Source organism: Salinivibrio proteolyticus (assembly GCF_001996165.1).
GTDB classification, from domain to species: Bacteria; Pseudomonadota; Gammaproteobacteria; order Enterobacterales; family Vibrionaceae; genus Salinivibrio; species Salinivibrio proteolyticus.
The window spans coordinates 131,329-153,127 of record NZ_MUFP01000002.1 but is presented as its reverse complement, the minus strand read 5'-3'; the positions used below and the strand labels follow the sequence as shown (position 1 = coordinate 153,127).

Here is a 21,799-nt window from a genome sequence, read left to right as displayed (position 1 = left end):
TGAGTGTGAAATAGCGACACAGATGGTAATCTCATCCTAAATCAAGGATAAAAAGCCGAAGGAGGCTGAAGTTACCATGACGTCGATTGCATTACTCGATGGTGGCCTAGGGCAAGAAATTTATCAGCGAGCGCCACAAGTGAGCTCACGGCTTTGGTCGGTGGCGGTAATGTTAGAGCATCCGAATATTGTTAAAGACGTACACAAAGACTTTATCCGGGCAGGCGCCAAAACGCATACTCTCAATACCTATCCGGCCACTCCAACACGCTTGGCGAAGGCGGGGTTGCTCGATAGCATTGACACCATCTATCGGCAGGCGTTTTTTGCATTGCAACAAGCCATCGACGAAACCGGTGAGGACGTTGATATTGCCGGTTGCTTACCCCCTCTAGTCGGCAGCTATCTTGGTCAGCCCAAGCGTAGCTTTGAAGACATGAAAGCGGCGTTTGCTCATATTGCGCGCCTACAGCCTGACGTGGACGTCTTTCTTATCGAAACCATGAGCAACACACTCGAAGCGCGCGCAGCCTGTGCCGCCGCTCGCGAGCAAGGTAAGCCTTATGGCGTTGCATTTCGTCTCGAGGCTGATGGTAACTTGCGCTCTGGCGAGTCACTCAACGAGGCAATGCGCGCCGTGGCCGACTACGCCCCCACAGCGGTGATGCTTAATTGCTGTGATCCAGCCGTATTGACCTCAGCAATGCCACACATGGCACGGAACTATCACACCGTGGGTGGCTATGCGAATGCCTTTAAATCCGTGGATGATATGGCCAAAGGCAGCAAAGCCGATGCGCTAGAGGCCCGTGAAGATCTCTCACCGCTAGTGCACACTGAGCGAGTACAACAATGGATCGCCGACGGTGCCCTCGTTGTCGGCGGCTGCTGCGAAATCACCCCCGCCCATATCCAACACCTCACGCAAACCCTTGAACAATCTCACGAGATCATCAAGTTTTCGCAGTTAGCAGATTAACTCGCTCCCACGCTCCGGCGTGGGAATGCATACGGTGTTTGAACGGCGTTGTTTCCCAAATCATTGAACTTATCACTCTAGCGGCGATCAGATCATCAACGCCTCAAAACAGGTCACCAATGATGAGCAAAGCCAAGTACAAAATCAGCAATTGGAAGCAATACAATCAGGCATTGGTTAACCGTGGTTCGATTACCTTTTGGGTTGATGACGCCGCGGCGTTGTTTCCCAAATCATTGAACTTATCACTCTAGCGGCGATCAGATCATCAACGCCTCAAAACAGGTCACCAATGATGAGCAAAGCCAAGTACAAAATCAGCAATTGGAAGCAATACAATCAGGCATTGGTTAACCGTGGTTCGATTACCTTTTGGGTTGATGACGCCGCTATCCAGACTTGGTACTGCAAAGAGCATCATGGCAAACGAGGCAGAGGCTTTACGTTTACCGATGGTGCCATTGAAACAGCACTGATGGTTAAAGGTATTTTCAAGCTCCCTCTTCGCGCCCTTCAAGGCTTTCTCGACTCGATATTTGGTTTGATGGACGTACCGCTAAAATCGCCGTCATACAGTTGTATCAGTAAACGGGCGAAGACGGTTGAAGTTAACTACCGATTACCCAGTCGTGGGCCCGTTGCTCACGTCGTCATTGATGCCACCGGTTTAAAAGTGTTCGGCGAGGGAGAGTGGAAAATGCGCAAACATGGCAAGGAAAAACGCCGTGTTTGGCGCAAGCTGCATCTCGYGATTGACGACAGTACACATGAAGTGATTTCTGCCGTCGTTAGCTTAGCGTCTGTTGGTGACAATGAAGCCTTGCCGACGCTGCTCAACCCGTTACGCCGAAAAATTGCCCAAGTCAGTGCTGACGGCGCTTACGATACGAAAGTCTGTCATCAGGTGCTCAAGATAAAAGGCATCAAACCGACCATTCCACCGCGCAGCAATGCGGGTTACTGGGAGGACGGCCACCCTCGCAATGCAGCCGTCAGCGCCTTGAAATCGGGTAACTTAGAAGACTGGAAACAAGAAGAGGGTTATCACCAACGCTCTCTGTCAGAAACAGGCATGTCCCGATACAAAACATTAATCAGCCCTCAGCTGACACTGCACAATTACGATGCCCAAGTTGGCGAAGCATTGGCCAACGTGAAAGCGATAAACAAAGTCATAAGACTCGGTATGCCTGTTAGTTACCGAGTTAATTAACGGGATAAATCCCATCCAGATCAGTGCTTTAGGTGAATTATTTGATCAACAACGCCGATTGTTCCCCGAACACCGCTACATTTTGTGCCATCTAAAAAGCAGTTTTAAGGCACACTATGAAATCTATCGCTCTCGGTCTCCTGCTCGCATTAGGTCTCACTACTCAAGCGGTGGCGAAAGAAAAAACCAATATCTCGGCGGGTCTTGCCGTCGACCAACAACTGAGCGCAGTACTAGAAGTCGACGATCAATACCGTTTTACCCTCGGCAATGGCGGCACCGCATTTGATTACCTTTTTCAACACGGCACTTTTAATAATCCCGATATCCCGGTTGATTGGTATGTGGGCGCTGGTGGCTGGGCCGAGTGGGATGACGACTATGGCGTGCGTTTGCCCATTGGACTCGATTGGGCCATCAACAAACAGATCAGTGCTTATGGCCAAGTGCATCCTGAGGTTAATTTCCACGGCGGTCCAGAGTTGCAACTTGGCGGCGCGTTGGGCGTAACCTACTCGTTTTAGATAAACCTATGCTCATCACGCCAAACCATGCACATCGGCGAGCCTTATCAAGGCTCGCCCTCTTTTAATAATGATGTCTTATTCAGCTATTACATCCGGCATGAAGAAAATATGTCATTATCGGGCTGATAGACACGTGTTTCTATGTCCATCACGCCAAGTAACGAATGAAAGATATTATCGTGAGAGTAATGGCCTGCTTCCATCGCCTTTTCACGCAAACACGAGGCGTTGATAGACTTGGCTTGCTTAAAACCATCGGAGAGCCATACCATCAATGGCACTTTCTTCTGGTAATCAGGGGCGAAACGATAAGGAAGGCCATGCAAGTAAACACCATTCTCACCCAATGATTCACCATGATCAGAGACATACATCATCGCGGTGTTATACTGATCACTTTTCTCTTTTAATGTTTCAATCACTTTGCTCAACACATAGTCCGTATAGCGGATGGTGTTGTCGTAGCTGTTGATAATATTTTCTGTTTCGCAGTTTTCAATATCTGAGCGCGCACAGTCAGGCTGGAAATACGCCATCTCTTTGGGATAACGCTGAAAATACGTGGGGCCATGGCTGCCAATAAGATGTAAAAATATCATACGATTACCTTTCATCTCGTCGATATCTTTACCAATACTTTCAACAAGACTCATGTCGTAGCATGTACTACCATTACAGAGCTTATTATTTCCACGCCTATCGACCTCTATATATTTTACATTTTTAGCCACACCTTTATCACCACCATCATTGTCTTTCCAAAGCACATCAACCCCAGCGCGTTTTAATACATCAAGTACATTATCTTGATGTTCAGCGATATCACGATCAAATGTATGGTGTGATAAATTTGAAAACATACAAGGAACGGAAATTGCCGTTGCCGTGCCACATGAAGCAACATCCTGAAATGAAATAACACCCTGCTCAGCGGTATAAGGATTGGTTTTTCTACCATAACCGTTGACCTGATAGTTTTGAGCACGTGCGGTTTCACCAACAACGAAGATAAATACACTAGGCTTATCCAATGACTGATGAATCGCTAAGTCTGATTGCTTCGCATCTTCGCCCAGCTTTACGTAAGGTATCGGCGACGAAAAGTATTGCTCTTTCACATAACCAGAGAGACTATAGACATATTGTGTCGGTATAATCAATTTTCTAAGGTAGCTATTGTTTCTTCCTACGGATGCATAGTCTTGATAGTAAAAAACAAATATAATCGCAAGCGAAATTACCGATACAGTGATGGATATTAGCTTATCCCGTAATAGAGGCAGCCACACTTTTCCGGCTGGCTGGATGGTGCAGCGCATTATAAAAATAGCGGGAGTCACACCAATGGCCAGCACCCAAACAAGTGCATAAAAACTTAAATATGCACTTGCCTCTCCGGCATCTGTTTCGACAATATTAGTTATCATATCTTTATCAAACATGACACCATAATTGTACTCAGCGTAACATACCATGCTTGAGAGGATCACTAAAATAACAAAAAAGGGTTTAGTTATCCTCGGCCAAGAAAATAACGAAAAAACAATATTTAAAGCAAAGAATAAGAACAGCGGGATAGAAATAACAAAGCCCGACTTCACCTCTTCAAGTAATAAAAAAATACTTTGCAACTCTTTATAAAAGGGAACATTCATCACAACGGAAAAATAGATCGCAGCCAATGCAGTAAACATCGTGATGCTTATGCCGATTTTATTATTATAACTTTTTCTCATTTTATATTTACCGCACATGACATCCACACAAACAGGGCGAGAACAATTGAAACAAACWCGGCAGATGAACCAATATCCTTTGCCTTCTTACTGACTACGTGCCACTCATCACCGATACGATCGATCGCGGCCTCAATGGCTGAGTTTACTAACTCAACAATAAGGACAAGCCCTAAACTCGCTACCATTAAAATGCGCTCGGTCGAGGTGACTGGAATAAAGTAGGCTGTGATCATAAGAACAAAAGCAATCACACTTTCTTGCCGAAATGCCGCTTCAGACTTCCACGCCGACTTTAACCCCATCACTGAATAACCTGTCGCATCTATCATTCGATAAATGCCGGTTTTTCCTGGTTTCATGTTATTTTTACTGTCTGGTTATTTGAGAAGCGCTTGAATATATAGGAAGGCGTTTAAATACTCTGTCCATACTTTGTATGGCTGTGTCATCGTTTGTCGATCATAGTGAGAGTTGGCGAGCAATATGAGCAACATCATTTCATCTAAATAAACGGGCAATATATCTATTAATCTAGCCAGACTCACTCAACAATAGTAAGTAGATACAATAAGTATTCAGTGCAAAGTCGCTGTCATCCAAAGATGAGGTTAGATCGTAATCATAGCCGTAACCCTCAAATTAGGACGCGACATGCTCTCATTTTTAAAGCCAAATCCGGTTAAAAAGCTTAAAAAACAGTACGAAGCTAAGCAGCAACAAGCCTTTCAGGCGCAGCGCAACGGCGATATTCGTGGATATTCATTGCTCACCGAAGAAGCAGAAAAGATTGACCAACAAATCAAAGAATTGGAAAACAACGCTTAGCCATTTGAGACATGGCTAAACTGCCGTTTTACTAAGCGTTGGTACAGAGGGCAGCGTGCCAGCAGGTCGGTATGGCTGCCTACATCAACAAGCTTGCCTTGATCCATCACGACAATGCGGTCAGCATGCTGAATGGTCGATAAGCGGTGAGCGATAATCAAGGTAGTGCGGTCACGCATTAAAGCCGCCAAGCCTTGCTGCACCGCATATTCACTTTCGCTATCAAGTGCGCTGGTGGCTTCATCGAGCAATAAAATTCGTGGATCCTTGAGAATCGCGCGGGCAATCGCAATTCGCTGCCTTTGCCCACCCGAAAGCCGTACGCCTCGCTCACCTAAAAAGCTGTTGTAGCCGTCCGGTAATTGCTGAATAAACCCATCGGCATGCGCTTGAATCGCCGCCTCTTTGACGGCGTGTTCACTGGCGCCTGGCCTGCCGTAGCGAATATTGCCTATTACATCATCGCTAAACAGAGCGGGTTGTTGTGGCACCAGTGCCATTTGTTGGCGCAACGCTTGCGGGGATAAGCGACGAATATCTTGCCCGCCCAGCCTAATCGCACCTGACTGCGGATCATAAAAGCGTTGCAGTAATTCAAATACGGTTGTTTTCCCCGCTCCCGACGGTCCGACTAAAGCGACGACTTCACCGGGCTGAATCACAAGGTTCAACGCATCAATCGCCGCTTGATGAGGACGCGTGGGATAATGAAAATGTACCGCTTCAAAACGAATATCGTTGCTTAATGATTGAGCATCGACACTCGGCGAGGTGGCGGGAGTGCGAATATGGCTTTGCACGTGCAACAGTTCCACCAAGCGCTCCGTCGCGCCTGCCGCACGCTGCAACTCCCCCATCACTTCCGACAAGGTAGCCATCGAAGAGGCAACCATGATGGCGAAAAACACAAACGCACCCAGATCCCCTGCTGACATAGTACCTTGAATCACATCGCGACCGCCGACCCACAACATGCCAGTAATGGCGCTGAACACAATCACGATCACGCCGGAAATAAGAATGGCTCGTTGTTTGACGCGCTCGCGTCCGATCTGATAGGCGCGCTCCACCTCTTGACCAAATGCGGCTTTGGCGTGATCTTCTACCGCGAAACTTTGCACGGTTTTAATGTTTGTGATGGCTTCACCGGCGTAGCTGCCTACATCCGCCATCGAATCTTGGCTTTGCCGCGATAACGCCCGCACACGACGACCATAGATAAGTATTGGCACCAAAATAAAAGGCACGGAGGCCAGCACAATCAAGGTCAGTTTAATATTGGTGGCAAACAGCATGATGATGGCGCCCACACACATCAGTGCACTGCGCATTGCCATGGAGAAGGAGGAACCGATAATATTTTGCAGCAAGCTGGTATCTGTGGTGATCCGCGACATGATTTCGCCACTACCGTGGGTTTCAAAATAGCTCGGATGTAGGCCAATCACATGATCAAACACCGCTTGGCGAATATCGGCACTGACCCGTTCACCCACCGATGACACCAGATAGAACCGGAAAAAGGTGCCGATCGCGATCAATACCGTGATCAGCAAAATAAACTGGACCGCATTCCCCAGCTCAACCAGTGATTGCTGTGCAAAGCCTTGGTCGATCAAAAGGCGAACGCCGTGTCCGACCGAGAGCGTCAATGACGCGGTAAACACCAAGGCCAGCAATGCCGCGCTCACTTGCCAGCGATAAGGGCGAACAAACGCGATGAGTTCCCACAGAACAGTCAGATTTTTACTGTTGCGACTTGAGGAAGATGGCGTCGAGGCGGCGCGCGTTAAAGCGGAATTAGCCATAAGCTCTACTTAGTGCTGTCCTTGCACATTTAGGGGCGAGTGAGCAGGATCATTAACTCGCGATTGTCGTTGATAAGCGCATCGATGGTGCATGCATCTAACTCCTCTAAAAAGGCTTGCTTGGCTTTCGCTAAACGCTCTTTTAAACGGCACGCTGGGGTGATATGACAAAACTCAACCGAGCAATTGACGAGCTCCAACGGTTCAAGATCGCGCACCACTTGCCCCACCGTAATCGCGGTCGGCGCTTGCAGTAGACGAATTCCCCCGTTCTTCCCACGCACCGTTTGAATATATCCCAACTGCCCTAAACGGTTGATGACTTTCACCATATGATTGCGCGACACACCAAACAAGCGTGTCACCTCGGTGATGTTGGTGAGCTCACCCTCTGGCAAGGAGGCCAGAAAAATCAGGGTGCGWAGTCCGTAATCTGTAAAGCTGGTTAGTTGCATGTGCGCCTCTTGCTGCTTGGTCAAATTGTAATTCTTCTATTGATTAAAAGATATATTTGAGATACAACTTAAAACATGCATTGAATATACATGTTTATAGAGACGCTAATGTTAAGCCAACAAACCATTGATATTGTTAAATCAACTGCTCCTGTACTCGCCGAAACTGGCCCTAAGCTGACAAGCCACTTTTACCAAAGGCTATTCCACCATCACCCTGAACTAAAAGACATTTTTAATCTGCGCCACCAGCAAAATGGCGATCAGCGGGAAGCACTGTTTAACGCAATTTGTGCCTATGCACAGAACATTGACAACTTGCCCGCTTTACTGGACGCGGTAGAGAAAATCGCTCACAAACATACTAGCTTGCTAGTCCAAGCCGAGCACTATCCAATTGTCGGTCAGCATTTATTGGCCACCATTGATGAACTACTTTCGCCGGGACAAGCCGTGCTTGATGCATGGGCTGAGGCCTATCAAGTGCTCGCGGATGTATTTATCGCCAAAGAGCGGCAGCTTTATGAAGATAGCCACGCCAAAATCGGTGGCTGGCAAGGGCAGCGAGCATTTACTTTGATTGAAAAACGTCCTGAAAGTGAACAGGTCACCAGTTTTGTATTTGCCCCTCAAGACGGTCAGCCCGTCGCGCCTTTTACGGCCGGGCAATACATTGGCATCGTGGTCAATCATACTGGCTTTGAACACCAAGAAATTCGCCAATACAGTTTGTCACACGCGCCGAACGGCCAGCATTATCAGATTTCGGTGAAACGGGAGCCACAAGGTCAGGTTTCCAATTACTTACATGATGAGTTAGCCGTTGGTGGTACTGTGATGCTCACACCACCGGCAGGCGATCTCAAACTGAACGTGGATCAGGATACGCCCGTGGTATTAATTTCTGGCGGGGTGGGCGCAACGCCAATGTTGGCGATGCTGGAAAGCCTTACCGAGCACAACGCACCTGTCACTTGGCTGCATGCTACCGAGAACGGCAAACTGCATGCTTTCAATCATCCAGTTCGCACTCTCACCCGTCAGTACGCGCATATTCAGACGCACATTTGGTATAACCAACCTCAACCCTCAGATACGCTTGAACAAGACTTTGATCATACCGGATGGGTGGATCTCACTGCGGTGAGCGATACGTTCAGTCCAGCTACGGTACAGGTATATCTCTGTGGCCCAGTTGGCTTTATGCGCCATATCCAAGCGCAACTTCGCGAACTTGGCGTTCCTGACGAACAGTTCCACTATGAGTGCTTTGGACCACACAAGGCCTTGTAGTGCTTTATTAAGCTAGGGTTATTCAGCTTTTTAGAACAAGATGCTCAATCTTACGCCGTGTTCGCACGGCGTTTTTGTTTCTACACTGCACCTATTGTTCAGTGTCACCGCTGTTCAACATCGAATCAGTGAGGAGAAGCATTATGATCACAGTACGTCACGCCAACGATCGCGGTCAGGCCAACTTTGGCTGGCTACAAAGCCGCCATACTTTTTCATTTGGTAGCTATTACGATCCCCATCACATGGGTTTCTCTGCACTGCGTGTGATCAATGATGATATCGTCTCGCCTGCCGCAGGCTTTGATACCCACGGACACCGTGATATGGAAATCATCAGTCTGGTGCTAGAAGGGGAAATAGAGCACAAAGACAGTCAAGGCAACCGACAAACCCTACCGGCTGGCGAGTTCCAGCTGATGTCGGCTGGGCGCGGTATTTATCATAGCGAGTATAATGCATCGTCAACCCAAGCCTTGCGCTTTCTGCAAATTTGGATTGAGCCCAATGAGCAAGGCGGAGAGCCGGGTTATCAGCAAAAAGACTTTGGTAAGCAGGCTGGCTTTACCGTCATCGCGACCCCAACCGGAGAAAATGGCACCTTACGCATCAAACAAGATGCGCGTTTGCTACAGCTGATTCTGCCGCCCAGTGAATCGGTTACCTTGCCTTTGGAGGCAGGACGCCATGCCTATGTACATCAAGTCGCGGGCACGCTCGACGTTGAAACGACATCTCTGGCCCCCGGCGATGGTGCAAAAATTGAAGATATCCATCATGTAACTTTTAGCAATAAGGGCAACGAAGCCAGCCAAGCACTGGTGTTTGATCTCCCCTAACGCGCGGATTCAGCCGCTCTGGCCTGCCGGTCTATTTGCGCGGCAGGCCTTACTCTGTGTACACTGCGCCCTTTCTTAATATATGAGAGGTTGAATGCTCACTCTATCGAATAAGGTGGCAATTCCCGACAATGAGATTGAGCTCACGGCCATCCGCGCCGCAGGGAAGGGCGGGCAAAACGTCAACAAAGTATCGAGCGCTATTCATCTGCGCTTTGACATCCAAGCCTCGTCACTGCCTGATGCGTATAAAGCCCGATTAATGGCTCTGTCTGATTCGCGCATCTCCAAAGAGGGCGTCATAGTCATAAAAGCGCAAAACTATCGCACTCAAGAGCTAAACCGAGAAGACGCGCTAGAGCGCTTACAGGCGTTAATCAAAAGCGCGATGGTAGAGCAAAAAAAACGTAAACCCACCAAGCCTACCAAGGCCTCACAACGACGCCGTGTGGATGCTAAAAAACGTAAGAGCCAAACTAAGTCACTACGAGGAAAGGTGGCTCCTTAACCGTTTCACGCCACCACTTTATTCCGACCACCCGCTTTAGCCGCATACAAGTTCGCATCCGCTTGCCGGTTAATTTCTTGGGCACATTTTGATGCCTCGCTTTGCGTGATCCCGATACTGACCGTGACTGGAATGGCGCGCTGCTGATAAACAATGGGGGTTTTCGCAATACTCTTGCGGATTCGCTCTGCCATCGTCAGCGCATCATGATGAGAAACACCTTCTAAAAGAAGACAAAACTCCTCTCCCCCTTGCCGGAATACATTGTCACYCCCCGCGACCTCAACCATAGTGTTCACCACCGATTGCAACACGACATCACCGCCGTCGTGGCCATACTCATCATTAACCGCTTTAAAATGGTCAATATCCAGTACCAAAAGATGAAACGCTGTCTGCTGGTCTTGTAATGCTTGATAACGATGCTTCAAAGCAAGGCGGTTATTAGCTCCGGTTAGCGGGTCACATGTAGCCAGTTTACTCAGCTTGTTTTCCGCCAATACGCGATTGATTTCATAGGCATGTGAGACAACGGCAATGGTGACGTAACAAAACGAAAAGTTAAGCATCATCGTCAACATATCGAAATACTGCTCGGCATAAAACTGAAAGGCGATATTAACTATTTGGATGAGAAATAAAGAAACAGTGGCCAAAAACCCCGCTTTGTATCCTAACAGTAGGTAATAAATAATGGGGAAAATCAACGTCCAAAAGAACACGCCAGTGTCCGTTGGCTTCAAAACCGTTCCCGCAATCACCAATAGTGTCAAGCTGGCCGACATGATGTATTTGTGGCCATTAAAAATGGTCGTTTTAGAGGTTTGTCGATATACGTGCCAAGAGTAAAGCGCGTACAGCATCACAAATGACGCATAGATATAGCTTTGACTAACAAGGATATTACCAATCGCCACCAAAACCGCTAAACCACCCACCCCAAGGCTCAATCCTTTCAGCACTTTGAGGCGCAACTCAAAACTACTATTGAGCTCACTCATTTCCACTATCCATTCTCTTTGGCCCAATTTTTTGACATAACCTATGATAGCCTTGTTCATATAACATGTTAATAATAAAGGTATCAGTGAAAATGTGTACACGCATATTTAATAATCTAAATCGTCAGTTTCCTGTCACTGCGCGCAATATGGACTGGTTTTGGCCCATTAATACCTATTTCTATCGTTTCCCAAAAGGTATGAAAAGTCGAGGACTCGACGCCAAGTCTGCTAGCCAGCTCGGTATTGGTAAGCATCAGATTCTGCAATGGCGCTCGGAATACGCTAGTCTGGTCACCGTTATGGGTAGCGACAAGAAAGGTTATGCCGCAGTGGACGGCCTCAACGAAGCCGGATTGGCTGTAAATGGCCTATATGACTCAGATGTCAGTTACGGGCCGGCAACCGGAGACGGACAATTTTTGAGTGCTAACCGCTGGGTGCAATTTGTATTGGATTGTTTTGCCAACGTTCATCAAGCGATTCAGTTTTTTACCTCAAACACGATCACCATCGTTTCAGAGCGCTTACCTGATACATCGGAAACCGACTCCCATTTGCACCTATCACTTTCCGATGCCGATGGAAATGCCGGAGTGATCGAAGTGCGAGACGGCGTTTTTCAACTCTATGAAAGCCATGACGATACCGTTGTGACCAACCAACCCGACTATAAAACGCAACAAACGCTGAAGGCTTACTGGAATTATACGTGGGGACTTGACCCCAACAATCCTATTGCTCACCCGGTTTATTCGGCACCCGGTGGCAACAGTGCTACGCAACGCTTTGAGCGAGCGAGCTACTACTTAATCTTTAGCCAGCCCGCGCAAAACCGGCGTGAAGCGGTTTATCAAGCACGTTCACTCGTGGCTACGTGCGCCGTTCCTGTCAATTTTAACCCTTATCACACAGAACAAGCGTCTTACACCATTTGGACCAATGTGGCTGATCATCGTAAGAACGTTTATTACCTTGCCAACACCTTAACCATGGACACAGTATCGATACGTTTTTCATCGGACCAACAATATTGTGAGCGACTACAGCTGCAAGAAGAAAAGTCGACAGAGTCCGTTTGCCCTCTTCAATCGGGTGATGTGAGTTGCTATCTGACCAAATGTGAAAATCCATTCGTCTAACACTAATATGGAGCAAACGCCGTCAAACTCTTGTCTAGCGGCTTTGTTCTCATCCCCGATAACACCTCATACCTTTTTGCTTGCTTATCCGACATGGGATTGCTCTAATGTTACAAGTAACATTTTCAGCTAGTGCATTGAGATGAAAGACAAAAGAAATCGCGCTACCTTACAAGATATTGCCGATCGCGTTGGGATGACCAAAATGACAGTCTCACGCTACATGCGTAATCCTGAGTCAGTCGCGCCCGCGACACGCGACAAAATTGCGACGGTGATTGAAGAGTTGGGGTACATTCAAAATCGCGTCCCTGCGATGCTGTCTAAATCATCAAGTAAAGCCATTGGTATTGTACTGCCCTCGCTGTCCAACCAAGTCTTTGCTCATTTGGTACAGGGAATTGAACGCGTCACCAAAGCGCATGGCTACGACATTTTGATTACGCACGCCGGTTATAGCGAACAGGCAGAGGAAGAGAAAATTGCCTCTTTGCTGTCTTATCAAGTGGATGGCTTGATCCTCACTGAAACTAACCACACCCCACGCACGTTACAAATGCTAAAGACTGCCGCTGTTCCTGTGGTAGAGACAATGGAGCTTCCAGAAAAGCCAATTGATATGGCCGTTGGGCTTGATCATGGGCAAGCCGCTTATGATGCGGTTCAAGCCATGATCAATAAAGGGAAAACGCAGATCGTGTACTTGGCGGCTCGGTTAGATACCCGTACTCAGCTGCGGCAACAAGGGTACGAACGCGCGATGATACAAGCAGGACTAACCCCTCGCTGTGTTGCCACCGAAGAGCATTCTTCATTTAGCTTAGGCGAAACGCTACTCAACCAAACCTTAGCTCAGTATCCCGACTGTGACGGGCTGTTTTGTACCAATGATGACCTCGCCGTTGGTGCGTTACTCGCGTGTCGTTTCAAAGGCATTGTTGTTCCACAAACTCTCAGTATTGTTGGTTACAATGCGCTCGATATTGGCACTGTGGTCAGTCCTACACTCACAAGCGTCGCGACGCCGCGTGATTTGATTGGTGAGCGCGCTGCGACACTGTTGATTCAAGCGTTAAGCGGCGAAACTATCGCCGAAAAAATACAGGCTGTCCCACATACCATCACAAGCGGCGGCAGCTTATAACCATCACCGTTAACTGGGCGATCACGAAAATAAATAGCTCGCCCCTTCGTCGGCGCGTGATACCTGCTGACGCGCCGCAGCAAACCAATCACGTCCCCACGTATGGGTCGCTTGAGGCGGCTCTGCTACGGGACGCTGAGATAAATCAGCATGGCAAGTCAACTCGCCAGCCTTCGCGTCCAATGTGATCATATCGCCGTCTTGCACACTCGCCAATGCACCGCCATGCATGGCTTCAGGACAGACGTGTAAAGCGGCAGGGACCTTGCCCGATGCACCCGACAACCGGCCATCTGTCACCAGTGCGATCTGATAACCCATTTTTTGTACATTGCCAAGAATAGGCATGAGCTTATGCAGCTCTGGCATGCCATTCGCGGCAGGGCCATTAAAACGCACTACCACAATCACATCTTGGTTGAGCTCACCACGCTGATAAGCCTGCTCGACTTCGTGCTGACAATCAAACACCCGCGCGGGCGCACAAACCACACGGTGCGCAGGATCCACGGCAGAGACTTTGATCACTGCATTACCCATATTGCCAGACAGCATGCGCAAACCACTGGTTGGACTGAAGTGTGAGCCGGGCTGAGCGATGACCGCTGTGTCGGTTGATGGAGGGGCGGCCTCCCAAACAAGCTGCCCCTGAACTAATCGTGGCGTGGTCAGTTGGTCGCTAAACTGGCCGACGGCAGGCAAGGTATCGGCATGTAGTAACCCAAGGGTATGCAGATGCGCCATCAGCGTGGGCACGCCCCCTGCCGCCTCAAAGGCATTAATATCAGCCGGCCCGTTGGGATAGACCCGAGCCAATAAGGGCACAACATGAGAAAGCGCATCCATATCTTCCCAGGTTAGGATGATGCCAGCGGCACGCGCTATCGCCACCAAGTGAATCGTATGGTTAGTGCTACCGCCCGAAGCCAACAACGCGACCACACCGTTTACTACGCTTTTTTCGGTCACCACATCGGCGAGAGGTCGATACGTCGCACTTCCCGCACATTGGGAGGCTAACGCTGTTGCCGCATAGCGGGTCAGCGCTTGGCGTAATGCAGAGTTGGGGGCGACAAAAGCCGCACCGGGAAGGATCAATCCCATGGCTTCAAGCACCAGTTGATTGGTGTTGGCCGTGCCATAGAAGGTGCAGGTTCCCGAACTATGATAAGCTTGGCATTCCATGGCCAATAAAGCCTCTTTGCCAAGATTGCCTGCCGCATAGGCTTGGCGCACCGCCACTTTTTCTTCGTTACTTGTCCCTGAGGCCATTGGGCCGGAGGGTACAAATAAGGTCGGCAAATGGGCATAAGCGAGCGCTCCCATCAGTTGTCCTGGGGCAATTTTATCACAGACACCAAGCAGCAATGTTGCATCATATACGTTATGACTCAGCGATATCGCGGTTGCCTGTGCAATCACATCACGTGAAAACAAGGACATTTCCATCCCCGGCTGGCCCTGTGTGACGCCATCACACATCGCGGGCACACAGCCTGCGACTTGCGCCGTGTGGCCCAAAGGTTGAAGCGCCGCTTTGATTTGTTCAGGGTAGTCAGCATAGGGCGCGTGCGCGCTAAGCATATCGTTATAGGCGCTGATAATCGCCACATTGGCGGTGGTCATATCCAGCATGTGTTGTTTATCTTGCTGACACGATGCCGCCACGGCGTGAGCCATGTTGCCGCAAGACAGAGTGGTACGCGCCTTCCCTGTATCAGCTTGCTGTTGAGTCTGACGCAAAAACGCGGAGCGCGTCGATTGGCTGCGCTGGCGTAACGCCTCTGTCACAGCCATTAAAGTCGGGTGTGTCATTTCCGAGCCTCCTTGGCTGCTAAGGCATGCACGGCACGTGTCACCACAGTATCAATGTCTGCATCAATGGCAACGCGGACAACATCAGGCTCATCGTCACCCGGCGCCTCCAACGTCGCAAACTGGCTATCCAGCATATGGGTTTTCATAAAATGCCCTTTGCGTGCTCTGAGTCTTGCGAGGATCAGTACATAATCGCCGTCGAGAAACAAAAAGGTGACGTTCTGGTTGCCCTCACGAATGAGGTCGCGATAACGACGTTTCAAGGCAGAGCATACAATCACGCCATATTCTTGTTTGTGTTCGAGACTGAAAGCAGCGTCACGGATCCGGCATAGCCATGGCGTGCGGTCATCATCGTTAAGCGGCTGCCCACTTGCCATTTTCTCGATATTTGCCCGTGGATGCAGATCATCACCATCGATGAATTTGGCCTTAAAGCGCGCTGCCAATTTCACGCCTAGGGTGCTTTTTCCCGAGCCACTGACGCCCATCACAATCACACTGCCAATTGCCATACCGACTCCTTAGCGAGATTTTAACCAGATCTCATTTTTGATAACGCATTCAATAATTGTCTTTATCTTAGTGTGGTTACCGGTAACATGTTACCGGTAACTATGAGATTTGTGAAGTTTGACACAAACATCCTGGTCGGAAGAGGTGAGCCATGGAACTACTCGCACAAAGCCCTGAACCCACTACCCTACTCTTGATAGCATTGGGCGCTATCGCACTGTTATTACTCCTAATAATGAAGCTGAAGGTGCATGCATTTGCCTCTCTCACGCTAGTCAGTTTAGGTACCGCATTAGCCACAGGGATCCCTGTCGATAAGGTGGTTCCAACCATGATGAGCGGCTTTGGCGGCACCTTAGCATCGGTCGCTTTGCTGGTCGGGCTTGGCGCGATGATCGGGAAGATCCTCGAAGTCACCGGTGGTGCGAATGTGCTCGCCGATACACTGATCGCTCGGTTTGGCGAAGCGCGTGCTCCCTTTGCACTCGGGATCGCCTCGTTACTGTTCGGTTTCCCTATCTTTTTTGACGCTGGGCTAATTGTGATGATGCCCATCATGTTTAGTGTCGCGAAACGCTTAGGTGGCTCCCCCATAAAGTATGCTCTTCCCGTCGCGGGGGCGTTTGCGGTTATGCATACCTTCGTTCCGCCACATCCCGGTCCAGTTGCTGCCTCAGATTTACTCGGCGCCGATATGGGCCTGCTTCTCGTCGTCGGGCTGCTGGTTTCGCTCCCCACTTGGTATTTAGGGGGTTATTTATTTGGCTTGTATGCGGGTAAGAAATTCAATATCCCACTCGCAAAAGCGTTTTTAAACACCGAAGTCATGTTTAAAAGCAAAAAGGATTACCCCGCCTTTTCAACTGTATTAATGATTTTATTGCTCCCAGTGCTACTCATTTTCCTTGATACAGGCCTGAACGCGCTGAGCGTGGCGGGTATAGTCAACGGGGAGAGTGCTTGGGTCGGCTTTTTGCGTATGCTGGGTAAAACACCCGTTGCACTGCTCATCACCCTATTGACCTGTTTGCTGGTCTTCGGCCAAAAGCTGGGTAAGAGTAAAATGGAAAAGCTGTGCTCTGATTCGTTAGCGCCAATTTGTGCCGTCATTTTGGTGACCGGCGCCGGCGGCATGTTTGGGGGTGTCTTGCGCGCGAGCGGTATCGGTCAGGCACTTGCCACCATGCTATCAGACACAGGTATGCCAATCATTCTGGCTGCATTCGTGATTGCCACCTGCTTGCGCGTTGCACAAGGCTCCGCCACCGTTGCACTGACCACCACGGCCGCACTTATTGCGCCTACCGTGTCGCATACTGTGGGTTTATCTCAATTGGATTTGTGTTTTATTGTCATCGCGATTGCAGGTGGAGCAACCGTTTTATCGCATTTCAACGACTCGGGCTTTTGGTTGGTGTCGCGCCTGCTCGAAATGGATGAAAAAACCACACTTAAAACTTGGACTGTGATGGAAACCCTGCTCGGAACCATCGCGTTTGTTATCGTAGCGCTGTTAAGCGTTTTACTGTAAGGGATCCTCATGAATGAACTAAATCAACGCCTTAAGGCGATACGCATCGTGCCGGTAATTGCGATTAATAATGCGGAAGATGCCGTGCCGCTTGCCAAAACCTTGGTCGATAATGGCCTACCCTGCGCCGAAATTACTTTTCGTACAGAGGCAGCCGCAAACGCTATCCGTCAAATGCGCGATGCGTATCCCGAGATGCTGATTGGTGCCGGAACCGTGCTCACACCAGCGCAAGTCGACGCCGCGATAGATGCAGGCGCGGATTTTATTGTTAGCCCCGGACTCAACCCCATCACAGTAAAACATTGCCAACAACGTGATATTCCCATTATCCCGGGGATTAACAATCCCAGTTTAGTCGAGCAAGCCATGTCGCTTGGGCTGGATACCGTGAAGTTTTTCCCCGCGGAAGCGTCAGGCGGTATTGCGATGTTAAAAGCGCTTTCTGCGGTGTATCCCGTCAGTTTTATGCCGACCGGTGGCGTGAGTGAAGAGAACGTGAGCGATTATCTCGCCTTACCCACAGTGCTGGCATGCGGTGGTACTTGGATGGTGCCCGCTACGCTCATTGATGCTAAAAAGTGGGACGAGATTGCGCGTCTCGTCCAAGCCGTAGCGGCTTAACTAAACCGATGGCCCGCCACGTTTGTGTGGGCCATCGCGCTTCCATTTCATCCCATCTCTTTTCCTTCTGTGAATAGCACCGACCAATAAACGTCGATCCTCTCCACCAAGTGTTTATTTTATTCGTATACTGTTTAAAGAATATTCACCCCATGTTGAGGTGAATCTGACTTTCGTAGGATAAGGGTAGGGTCTATGTGGAAACCGGGTGCTTGTTTGCGGTGGGCCCAGCGGGTAGTTTTCACACTCATATGCTGTATAACTCTCTCAGTCAGTGTGTCTGTTCACGCTACGCGTGCGGACGACCAATCCACCGTTAAACCGACTCTAAAAGTTGCGAACTCTCACTCCTGGCGACCCTTTTCATATCTCGACCGCAACCAAGAGCCCAAAGGTATTTTAGTTGATTTTTGGCAAGAGTTCGGTAACCGCAATGGCTATGATATTGAGTTTTTACTGACCGATTGGCAAACCTCCATTGACTTGGTGCGCTCTGGACAGGCCGATGTACACGCAGGGTTATTACAGTCACCAGAACGCCTCACGTTTATGGACTTCGGTACGCCGCTTTTTGCCATCGACACGCAAGTTTTTTTCAGTCAATCCATGATGGGCACATCCGCTGACTATGTGCTTGCTGGTGAGACAGACAATGTGATTGGCGTGGTCAAAGGTGGGTACGAGCAAGAGTTTATGGAAACCACGTTTCCTTTGGTTTCATTACGCCTTTTCCCCAACAACCAAGCGATGCTTGATGCGGCATTATCCGGCGAGCTACAAGCTTTCGTCGCTGATTTACAAGTCGCGAATTATCACCTTTACACCACCACCAATCAAAATCTCTTTATTCCGGTTCGTCATCTTTACACCGAAACCCTTTATGCAGGCTTTGCCAAGGGCAACACGGCCTTGCTCAATCAAGTAAGTAATAAATWTAACTGGCTAGATGATGATACCAAACGCCAACTCCTCAACCGTTGGGTTTACTATGACGTTGAGACCGTTTATCCCGCTTACCTGTTTCCCACACTGATCACCCTCGGCGTCTTGATCGTGGTCAGTTATATTTTGCTGCTTAAACGCAATGTCCGCCAAAAGACGCGCGCGCTACAAAGCGCTAATGGCCAGCTCCAAGAACAAGMCATCACCGACTCATTGACACAGCTACATAACCGACGCTTTTTTTATCAGTGTTTAAAAGACAAACAAGGGGAGCCTAAAAACATGGCGCTGATGGTCTTTGACATTGATGATTTCAAAGCCTTTAACGACGGGTTTGGTCACGCGCATGGTGACGAAGTGATCTGCTTTGTCGCGGAAACAGCCAAGAGTCTTCTTCCCAATGATGCGGTACTTGCGCGTATTGGCGGTGAGGAGTTTGGGGTTCTTCATCCCTTTTCCAGTGCTGAACGTGCACTCTCGCAAGCGCGGTTATTGTGCGATGAAATTGCGCGACAAAGCCTCGCGCGTTTTAATCATCCCATGCCTGTGACGATCAGCCTAGGCGTAGCCTATTATCCTGATGGGCTCAGTGATAGCGAGATTGTCGCAGCAGACAAAGCTATGTACCAAGCCAAAAAGCAAGGCAAGCACTGCGCCGTAGTCAATGTTATTTAACCACAATGCCGTCGCTTACTGACAGTCACAAATGCCTTTTCTATTAAGATAATGGGGTAACCAGTACTCTTCTTGATCGAGGTATGGCACTTGACCAATGAAGGGGTTCTTAATATCAATAATAGTGCGTGTATCAAGATTTAAGAGGCGGAGTGACTGCTCAAAATAGCGGTCAAAAATCGCTGTGAATGTGCCATTTTCAATCAGACGATTCAGTCCAAGCTCAATACGTTCTGCTAATGCCTTATTGCGTTTATTAACGTAAAAGTACTCAACATAAGGATAACGGAGGACAAAAGACTCTTCGAGCACCATATCCGGGTAACGGTCCTTGCGCGCATGGTATTCCGCTACGCCTTCGCCCAACCCTCTGGGGAAAAGCTCAAATCGATTACCCGCCATCAGCATTTGGAACAAGCCATCGTAACGTAAGCCTTCGACCACTTTCAGCCCCGCTGCAAGTAAAATAGGCTTGTCTGCCCAGCCTTGCCCAAGTCCAAACCGATACTCGCGGAGGTCGTATATTGTTTCAACTTGCCGTAATGCGGGTTGCTGATCTTGATGCGTTAGCATTACACGCCAGCCCAGCATGCCTTTTTTAAGCGGTATCGGTATGGCTAACAGAAGGTTGTCCAACGCCTTCGATGAATTGTCACGAATAATGGTAACGCGACGGCTGTTGGAGGCCAGCTCTCGAACCAAACGTTCTTCACTCATGACCGTGTCAGCTTGTCGAATGAGATAATCACCATCGGTTATTGCAAGTGCTTGCCGCAATAGCTCCCATTGGTAATTGTAACGTGTATCCGAATCGGATTCTGGCTTGGGATAGATAATCTCAAGCGGGACGGCATAAGCAGACGAGCCCAGAAAGAAAACAAACAGCCAATACCACACATGCACTTTCATCTCTCCCCCCCGACATCTGCATACATCACACAGGCGATTGCGTGCACTCATCAACGAGTGCACCGATTTAACAAGTATATGCACAAATTGATGAACAGGCGGTGGAGGTTGGCTCACGGAGCCTCACAACAAAAAGGCGGCCACCTGTTTGTAGCCGCCGACAGGGTAACTAGCGATTTTTTTGCTCAGCGAGCCGAGACAGTACACGGGTGAGCAATCGTATTCTGGGTTCCACCGAGTCCAGTTGAAGGTATTCGTCGTCGCTGTGGAAATTCGCCCCAACTGGCCCAAAACCATCCAAACTGGGGATCCCAATGGCAGCGGTATTATTCGCATCAGATCCGCCACCTACCGCTTTCCAATGAATTGGAACACCTTCATCAAATGCAGCCGCTTCGACAAGATCCATCAAGTGCTCTGTTTCAGGCGTCGGAACCATTGCCGGTTTATAAGCTTCGCGAACCAATTCAATGGTGACATCAGGCGTGTAAGGATGAGAAGCGCGGGCTTGGATGGCTTGATCGAGCGCATCATAGGCGGTGTTATCCCAGAATCGAATATCAACCAATGCCGATGCATGAGCGGCCACAATATTCGCTCCCGTTCCGCCTTCAATCACGCCCGCATTAATACTGGTGCCGGCCTCAAGATCTTTCATACTATCGAGCGTCACCAGCCAGTGAGCCAACTCTGTGATCGCGCTACGTCCTTTCTCTGGTTCATTCCCCGCGTGCGCCGCACGGCCTGATATGGCTATTTTATACCGTGCCATGCCTTTACGCGCTTTCACTAAACCACCATCAGCCCGCGCTGCCTCTGCCACCAGCACATAACGTGCATCGCGTGCAACGGACGCCAGCCAGTCACTAGAATGTATCGAGCCCACTTCCTCATCGGGATTCATACAAATGCAAATGCTGAGTGCATCACGTTCAGCGTGCGGCAATGCGCGCAATGCATACACGATATTCAGCAAGCCCGATTTCATATCGGATACACCCGGGCCGTAGGCAAAGCCCTCTTCCACATGCATCGGGCGCTCAGCTGCTGTGCCTTTTGGAAACACAGTATCCATATGGCCAATCATCATTACATCAATATGCGGGTCGGTGGGCTGGTTTCGGATCTCCAATCCAACCCCTGCCTCACCACAATCTACACGCTTAATGTGCCAGCCTGTCATTTGTTCATACTTTTCAGCCATCAAGGCTGCAATCACCTCAATGCCGTCGCGCTGGAACGTGCCACAGTCGACGTTCACCAGAGGCGCTAACTCATCCAAGTAGCGTTGCAAAGAAAACATCATCATGC

21 protein-coding genes and 1 pseudogene are annotated in these 21,799 nt (G+C 49.2%); 13 read left to right on the top strand and 9 right to left on the bottom strand.

Going from position 1 to position 21,799, the window contains the following annotated elements; genetic code table 11:
• The first annotated feature begins 76 nt into the window (after positions 1-76).
• From BZJ19_RS02060 to BZJ19_RS02050, 4 genes and pseudogenes are all read left to right on the top strand, one after another.
• The gene (locus tag BZJ19_RS02060; protein WP_077674447.1) at positions 77-979 is read left to right on the top strand and encodes a homocysteine S-methyltransferase family protein; all 903 of its coding nucleotides are present in this window, start codon (positions 77-79) and stop codon (positions 977-979) included.
• A 122-nt stretch (positions 980-1,101) separates the two neighbouring features.
• Positions 1,102-1,197: pseudogene (locus BZJ19_RS16955) on the top strand (IS5/IS1182 family transposase); the annotation flags it as partial.
• A gap of 77 nt (positions 1,198-1,274) precedes the next feature.
• Positions 1,275-2,192, top strand: coding sequence for an IS5 family transposase (locus tag BZJ19_RS02055; protein ID WP_077674494.1), 918 nt, complete (start codon positions 1,275-1,277; stop codon positions 2,190-2,192).
• 116 nt (positions 2,193-2,308) lie between these two features.
• A complete protein-coding gene (locus BZJ19_RS02050) occupies positions 2,309-2,716 on the top strand; it encodes a hypothetical protein (protein ID WP_077674446.1) in 408 nt (135 codons plus the stop codon).
• 89 nt (positions 2,717-2,805) lie between these two features.
• On the opposite strand, the gene BZJ19_RS02045 is transcribed toward BZJ19_RS02050, so the two are convergent.
• Positions 2,806-4,455 (bottom strand): phosphoethanolamine transferase, encoded by a 1,650-nt coding sequence (locus tag BZJ19_RS02045; RefSeq protein WP_077674445.1) that lies wholly within the window; start codon positions 4,453-4,455, stop codon positions 2,806-2,808.
• On the bottom strand, positions 4,452-4,817 hold the full coding sequence (locus BZJ19_RS02040) for a diacylglycerol kinase (protein ID WP_077674444.1): 366 nt from the start codon (positions 4,815-4,817) through the stop codon (positions 4,452-4,454). The genes BZJ19_RS02045 and BZJ19_RS02040 overlap by 4 nt, the downstream gene beginning before the upstream one ends.
• A gap of 292 nt (positions 4,818-5,109) precedes the next feature.
• On the opposite strand from BZJ19_RS02040, the gene BZJ19_RS17035 reads away from it, so the two are divergent.
• Entirely contained in the window at positions 5,110-5,283 is a 174-nt protein-coding gene (locus tag BZJ19_RS17035) for a DUF6435 family protein (protein ID WP_106406577.1), read from the top strand.
• Here the strand turns inward: BZJ19_RS17035 and BZJ19_RS02035 are convergent.
• Both BZJ19_RS02035 and nsrR read right to left on the bottom strand, forming a co-directional pair.
• A complete protein-coding gene (locus BZJ19_RS02035; protein WP_077674443.1) occupies positions 5,280-7,091 on the bottom strand; it encodes an ABC transporter transmembrane domain-containing protein in 1,812 nt (603 codons plus the stop codon). The two genes, BZJ19_RS17035 and BZJ19_RS02035, sit on opposite strands and share 4 nt — an antisense overlap.
• Positions 7,092-7,120: 29 nt before the next feature.
• Positions 7,121-7,546 (bottom strand): nitric oxide-sensing transcriptional repressor NsrR, encoded by a 426-nt coding sequence (gene nsrR / locus BZJ19_RS02030; RefSeq protein ID WP_069360987.1) that lies wholly within the window; start codon positions 7,544-7,546, stop codon positions 7,121-7,123.
• Positions 7,547-7,654: 108 nt separating this feature from the next.
• Here nsrR and hmpA point away from each other — a divergent pair, with 108 nt between their 5' ends.
• The 3 genes from hmpA (at position 7,655) to arfB (ending at position 10,186) form a co-directional block, all read left to right on the top strand.
• The gene (gene hmpA / locus BZJ19_RS02025) at positions 7,655-8,839 is read left to right on the top strand and encodes an NO-inducible flavohemoprotein (protein ID WP_077674442.1); all 1,185 of its coding nucleotides are present in this window, start codon (positions 7,655-7,657) and stop codon (positions 8,837-8,839) included.
• Positions 8,840-8,982: 143 nt separating this feature from the next.
• Entirely contained in the window at positions 8,983-9,678 is a 696-nt protein-coding gene (locus BZJ19_RS02020; protein ID WP_077674441.1) for a pirin family protein, read from the top strand.
• Positions 9,679-9,772: 94 nt separating this feature from the next.
• Entirely contained in the window at positions 9,773-10,186 is a 414-nt protein-coding gene (arfB, locus tag BZJ19_RS02015) for an alternative ribosome rescue aminoacyl-tRNA hydrolase ArfB (protein ID WP_077479607.1), read from the top strand.
• A 5-nt stretch (positions 10,187-10,191) separates the two neighbouring features.
• Here the strand turns inward: arfB and BZJ19_RS02010 are convergent, their stop codons facing one another.
• The gene (locus BZJ19_RS02010) at positions 10,192-11,187 is read right to left on the bottom strand and encodes a GGDEF domain-containing protein (RefSeq protein WP_235608123.1); all 996 of its coding nucleotides are present in this window, start codon (positions 11,185-11,187) and stop codon (positions 10,192-10,194) included.
• A gap of 92 nt (positions 11,188-11,279) precedes the next feature.
• Between BZJ19_RS02010 and BZJ19_RS02005 the strand changes: the two genes are divergently transcribed.
• Together BZJ19_RS02005 and BZJ19_RS02000 are read left to right on the top strand one after the other, a co-directional pair.
• Positions 11,280-12,329 carry a linear amide C-N hydrolase gene (locus BZJ19_RS02005; protein WP_077674439.1) on the top strand — a complete coding sequence of 350 codons (1,050 nt, stop codon included), beginning with the start codon at positions 11,280-11,282 and terminating at the stop codon, positions 12,327-12,329.
• A gap of 136 nt (positions 12,330-12,465) precedes the next feature.
• A complete protein-coding gene (locus tag BZJ19_RS02000; protein ID WP_167370401.1) occupies positions 12,466-13,473 on the top strand; it encodes a substrate-binding domain-containing protein in 1,008 nt (335 codons plus the stop codon).
• A gap of 21 nt (positions 13,474-13,494) precedes the next feature.
• Here the strand turns inward: BZJ19_RS02000 and edd are convergent, their stop codons facing one another.
• Complete coding sequence (edd, locus tag BZJ19_RS01995; protein WP_077674437.1) at positions 13,495-15,288, bottom strand: phosphogluconate dehydratase; 1,794 nt, start codon at positions 15,286-15,288, stop codon at positions 13,495-13,497.
• Positions 15,285-15,806, bottom strand: a complete 522-nt coding sequence (locus tag BZJ19_RS01990; RefSeq protein ID WP_077674436.1) for a gluconokinase — start codon at positions 15,804-15,806, stop codon at positions 15,285-15,287. Before BZJ19_RS01990 ends, edd begins: the two co-directional genes overlap by 4 nt.
• Before the next feature lie 152 nt (positions 15,807-15,958).
• Here BZJ19_RS01990 and BZJ19_RS01985 point away from each other — a divergent pair, with 152 nt between their 5' ends.
• The 3 genes from BZJ19_RS01985 (at position 15,959) to BZJ19_RS01975 (ending at position 19,579) form a co-directional block, all read left to right on the top strand.
• Positions 15,959-17,338 (top strand): GntP family permease, encoded by a 1,380-nt coding sequence (locus tag BZJ19_RS01985; RefSeq protein ID WP_077639737.1) that lies wholly within the window; start codon positions 15,959-15,961, stop codon positions 17,336-17,338.
• Between the two features lie 9 nt (positions 17,339-17,347).
• Positions 17,348-17,962 (top strand): bifunctional 4-hydroxy-2-oxoglutarate aldolase/2-dehydro-3-deoxy-phosphogluconate aldolase, encoded by a 615-nt coding sequence (locus BZJ19_RS01980; protein ID WP_077674435.1) that lies wholly within the window; start codon positions 17,348-17,350, stop codon positions 17,960-17,962.
• Positions 17,963-18,238: 276 nt separating this feature from the next.
• On the top strand, positions 18,239-19,579 hold the full coding sequence (locus BZJ19_RS01975; RefSeq protein WP_162274206.1) for a transporter substrate-binding domain-containing diguanylate cyclase: 1,341 nt from the start codon (positions 18,239-18,241) through the stop codon (positions 19,577-19,579).
• A gap of 15 nt (positions 19,580-19,594) precedes the next feature.
• On the opposite strand, the gene BZJ19_RS01970 is transcribed toward BZJ19_RS01975, so the two are convergent.
• Together BZJ19_RS01970 and BZJ19_RS01965 are read right to left on the bottom strand one after the other, a co-directional pair.
• A complete protein-coding gene (locus BZJ19_RS01970; RefSeq protein ID WP_077674433.1) occupies positions 19,595-20,488 on the bottom strand; it encodes a type 2 periplasmic-binding domain-containing protein in 894 nt (297 codons plus the stop codon).
• A gap of 169 nt (positions 20,489-20,657) precedes the next feature.
• Complete coding sequence (locus BZJ19_RS01965; RefSeq protein ID WP_077663179.1) at positions 20,658-21,794, bottom strand: M20 family metallopeptidase; 1,137 nt, start codon at positions 21,792-21,794, stop codon at positions 20,658-20,660.
• Positions 21,795-21,799 lie beyond the last annotated feature (5 nt).

Bases quoted from the DNA above. Each gene is read 5' to 3' on its own strand.
- BZJ19_RS02060 (WP_077674447.1), top strand. From the start codon at position 77: ATGACGTCGATTGCATTACTCGATGGTGGCCTAGGGCAAGAAATTTAT.
- BZJ19_RS02050 (WP_077674446.1), top strand. From the start codon at position 2,309: ATGAAATCTATCGCTCTCGGTCTCCTGCTCGCATTAGGTCTCACTACT.
- BZJ19_RS02045 (WP_077674445.1), bottom strand. From the start codon at position 4,455: ATGAGAAAAAGTTATAATAATAAAATCGGCATAAGCATCACGATGTTT.
- BZJ19_RS17035 (WP_106406577.1), top strand. From the start codon at position 5,110: ATGCTCTCATTTTTAAAGCCAAATCCGGTTAAAAAGCTTAAAAAACAG.
- BZJ19_RS02035 (WP_077674443.1), bottom strand. From the start codon at position 7,091: ATGGCTAATTCCGCTTTAACGCGCGCCGCCTCGACGCCATCTTCCTCA.
- hmpA (WP_077674442.1), top strand. From the start codon at position 7,655: ATGTTAAGCCAACAAACCATTGATATTGTTAAATCAACTGCTCCTGTA.
- BZJ19_RS02020 (WP_077674441.1), top strand. From the start codon at position 8,983: ATGATCACAGTACGTCACGCCAACGATCGCGGTCAGGCCAACTTTGGC.
- arfB (WP_077479607.1), top strand. From the start codon at position 9,773: ATGCTCACTCTATCGAATAAGGTGGCAATTCCCGACAATGAGATTGAG.
- BZJ19_RS02005 (WP_077674439.1), top strand. From the start codon at position 11,280: ATGTGTACACGCATATTTAATAATCTAAATCGTCAGTTTCCTGTCACT.
- edd (WP_077674437.1), bottom strand. From the start codon at position 15,288: ATGACACACCCGACTTTAATGGCTGTGACAGAGGCGTTACGCCAGCGC.
- BZJ19_RS01990 (WP_077674436.1), bottom strand. From the start codon at position 15,806: ATGGCAATTGGCAGTGTGATTGTGATGGGCGTCAGTGGCTCGGGAAAA.
- BZJ19_RS01985 (WP_077639737.1), top strand. From the start codon at position 15,959: ATGGAACTACTCGCACAAAGCCCTGAACCCACTACCCTACTCTTGATA.
- BZJ19_RS01980 (WP_077674435.1), top strand. From the start codon at position 17,348: ATGAATGAACTAAATCAACGCCTTAAGGCGATACGCATCGTGCCGGTA.
- BZJ19_RS01970 (WP_077674433.1), bottom strand. From the start codon at position 20,488: ATGAAAGTGCATGTGTGGTATTGGCTGTTTGTTTTCTTTCTGGGCTCG.
- BZJ19_RS01965 (WP_077663179.1), bottom strand. From the start codon at position 21,794: ATGATGTTTTCTTTGCAACGCTACTTGGATGAGTTAGCGCCTCTGGTG.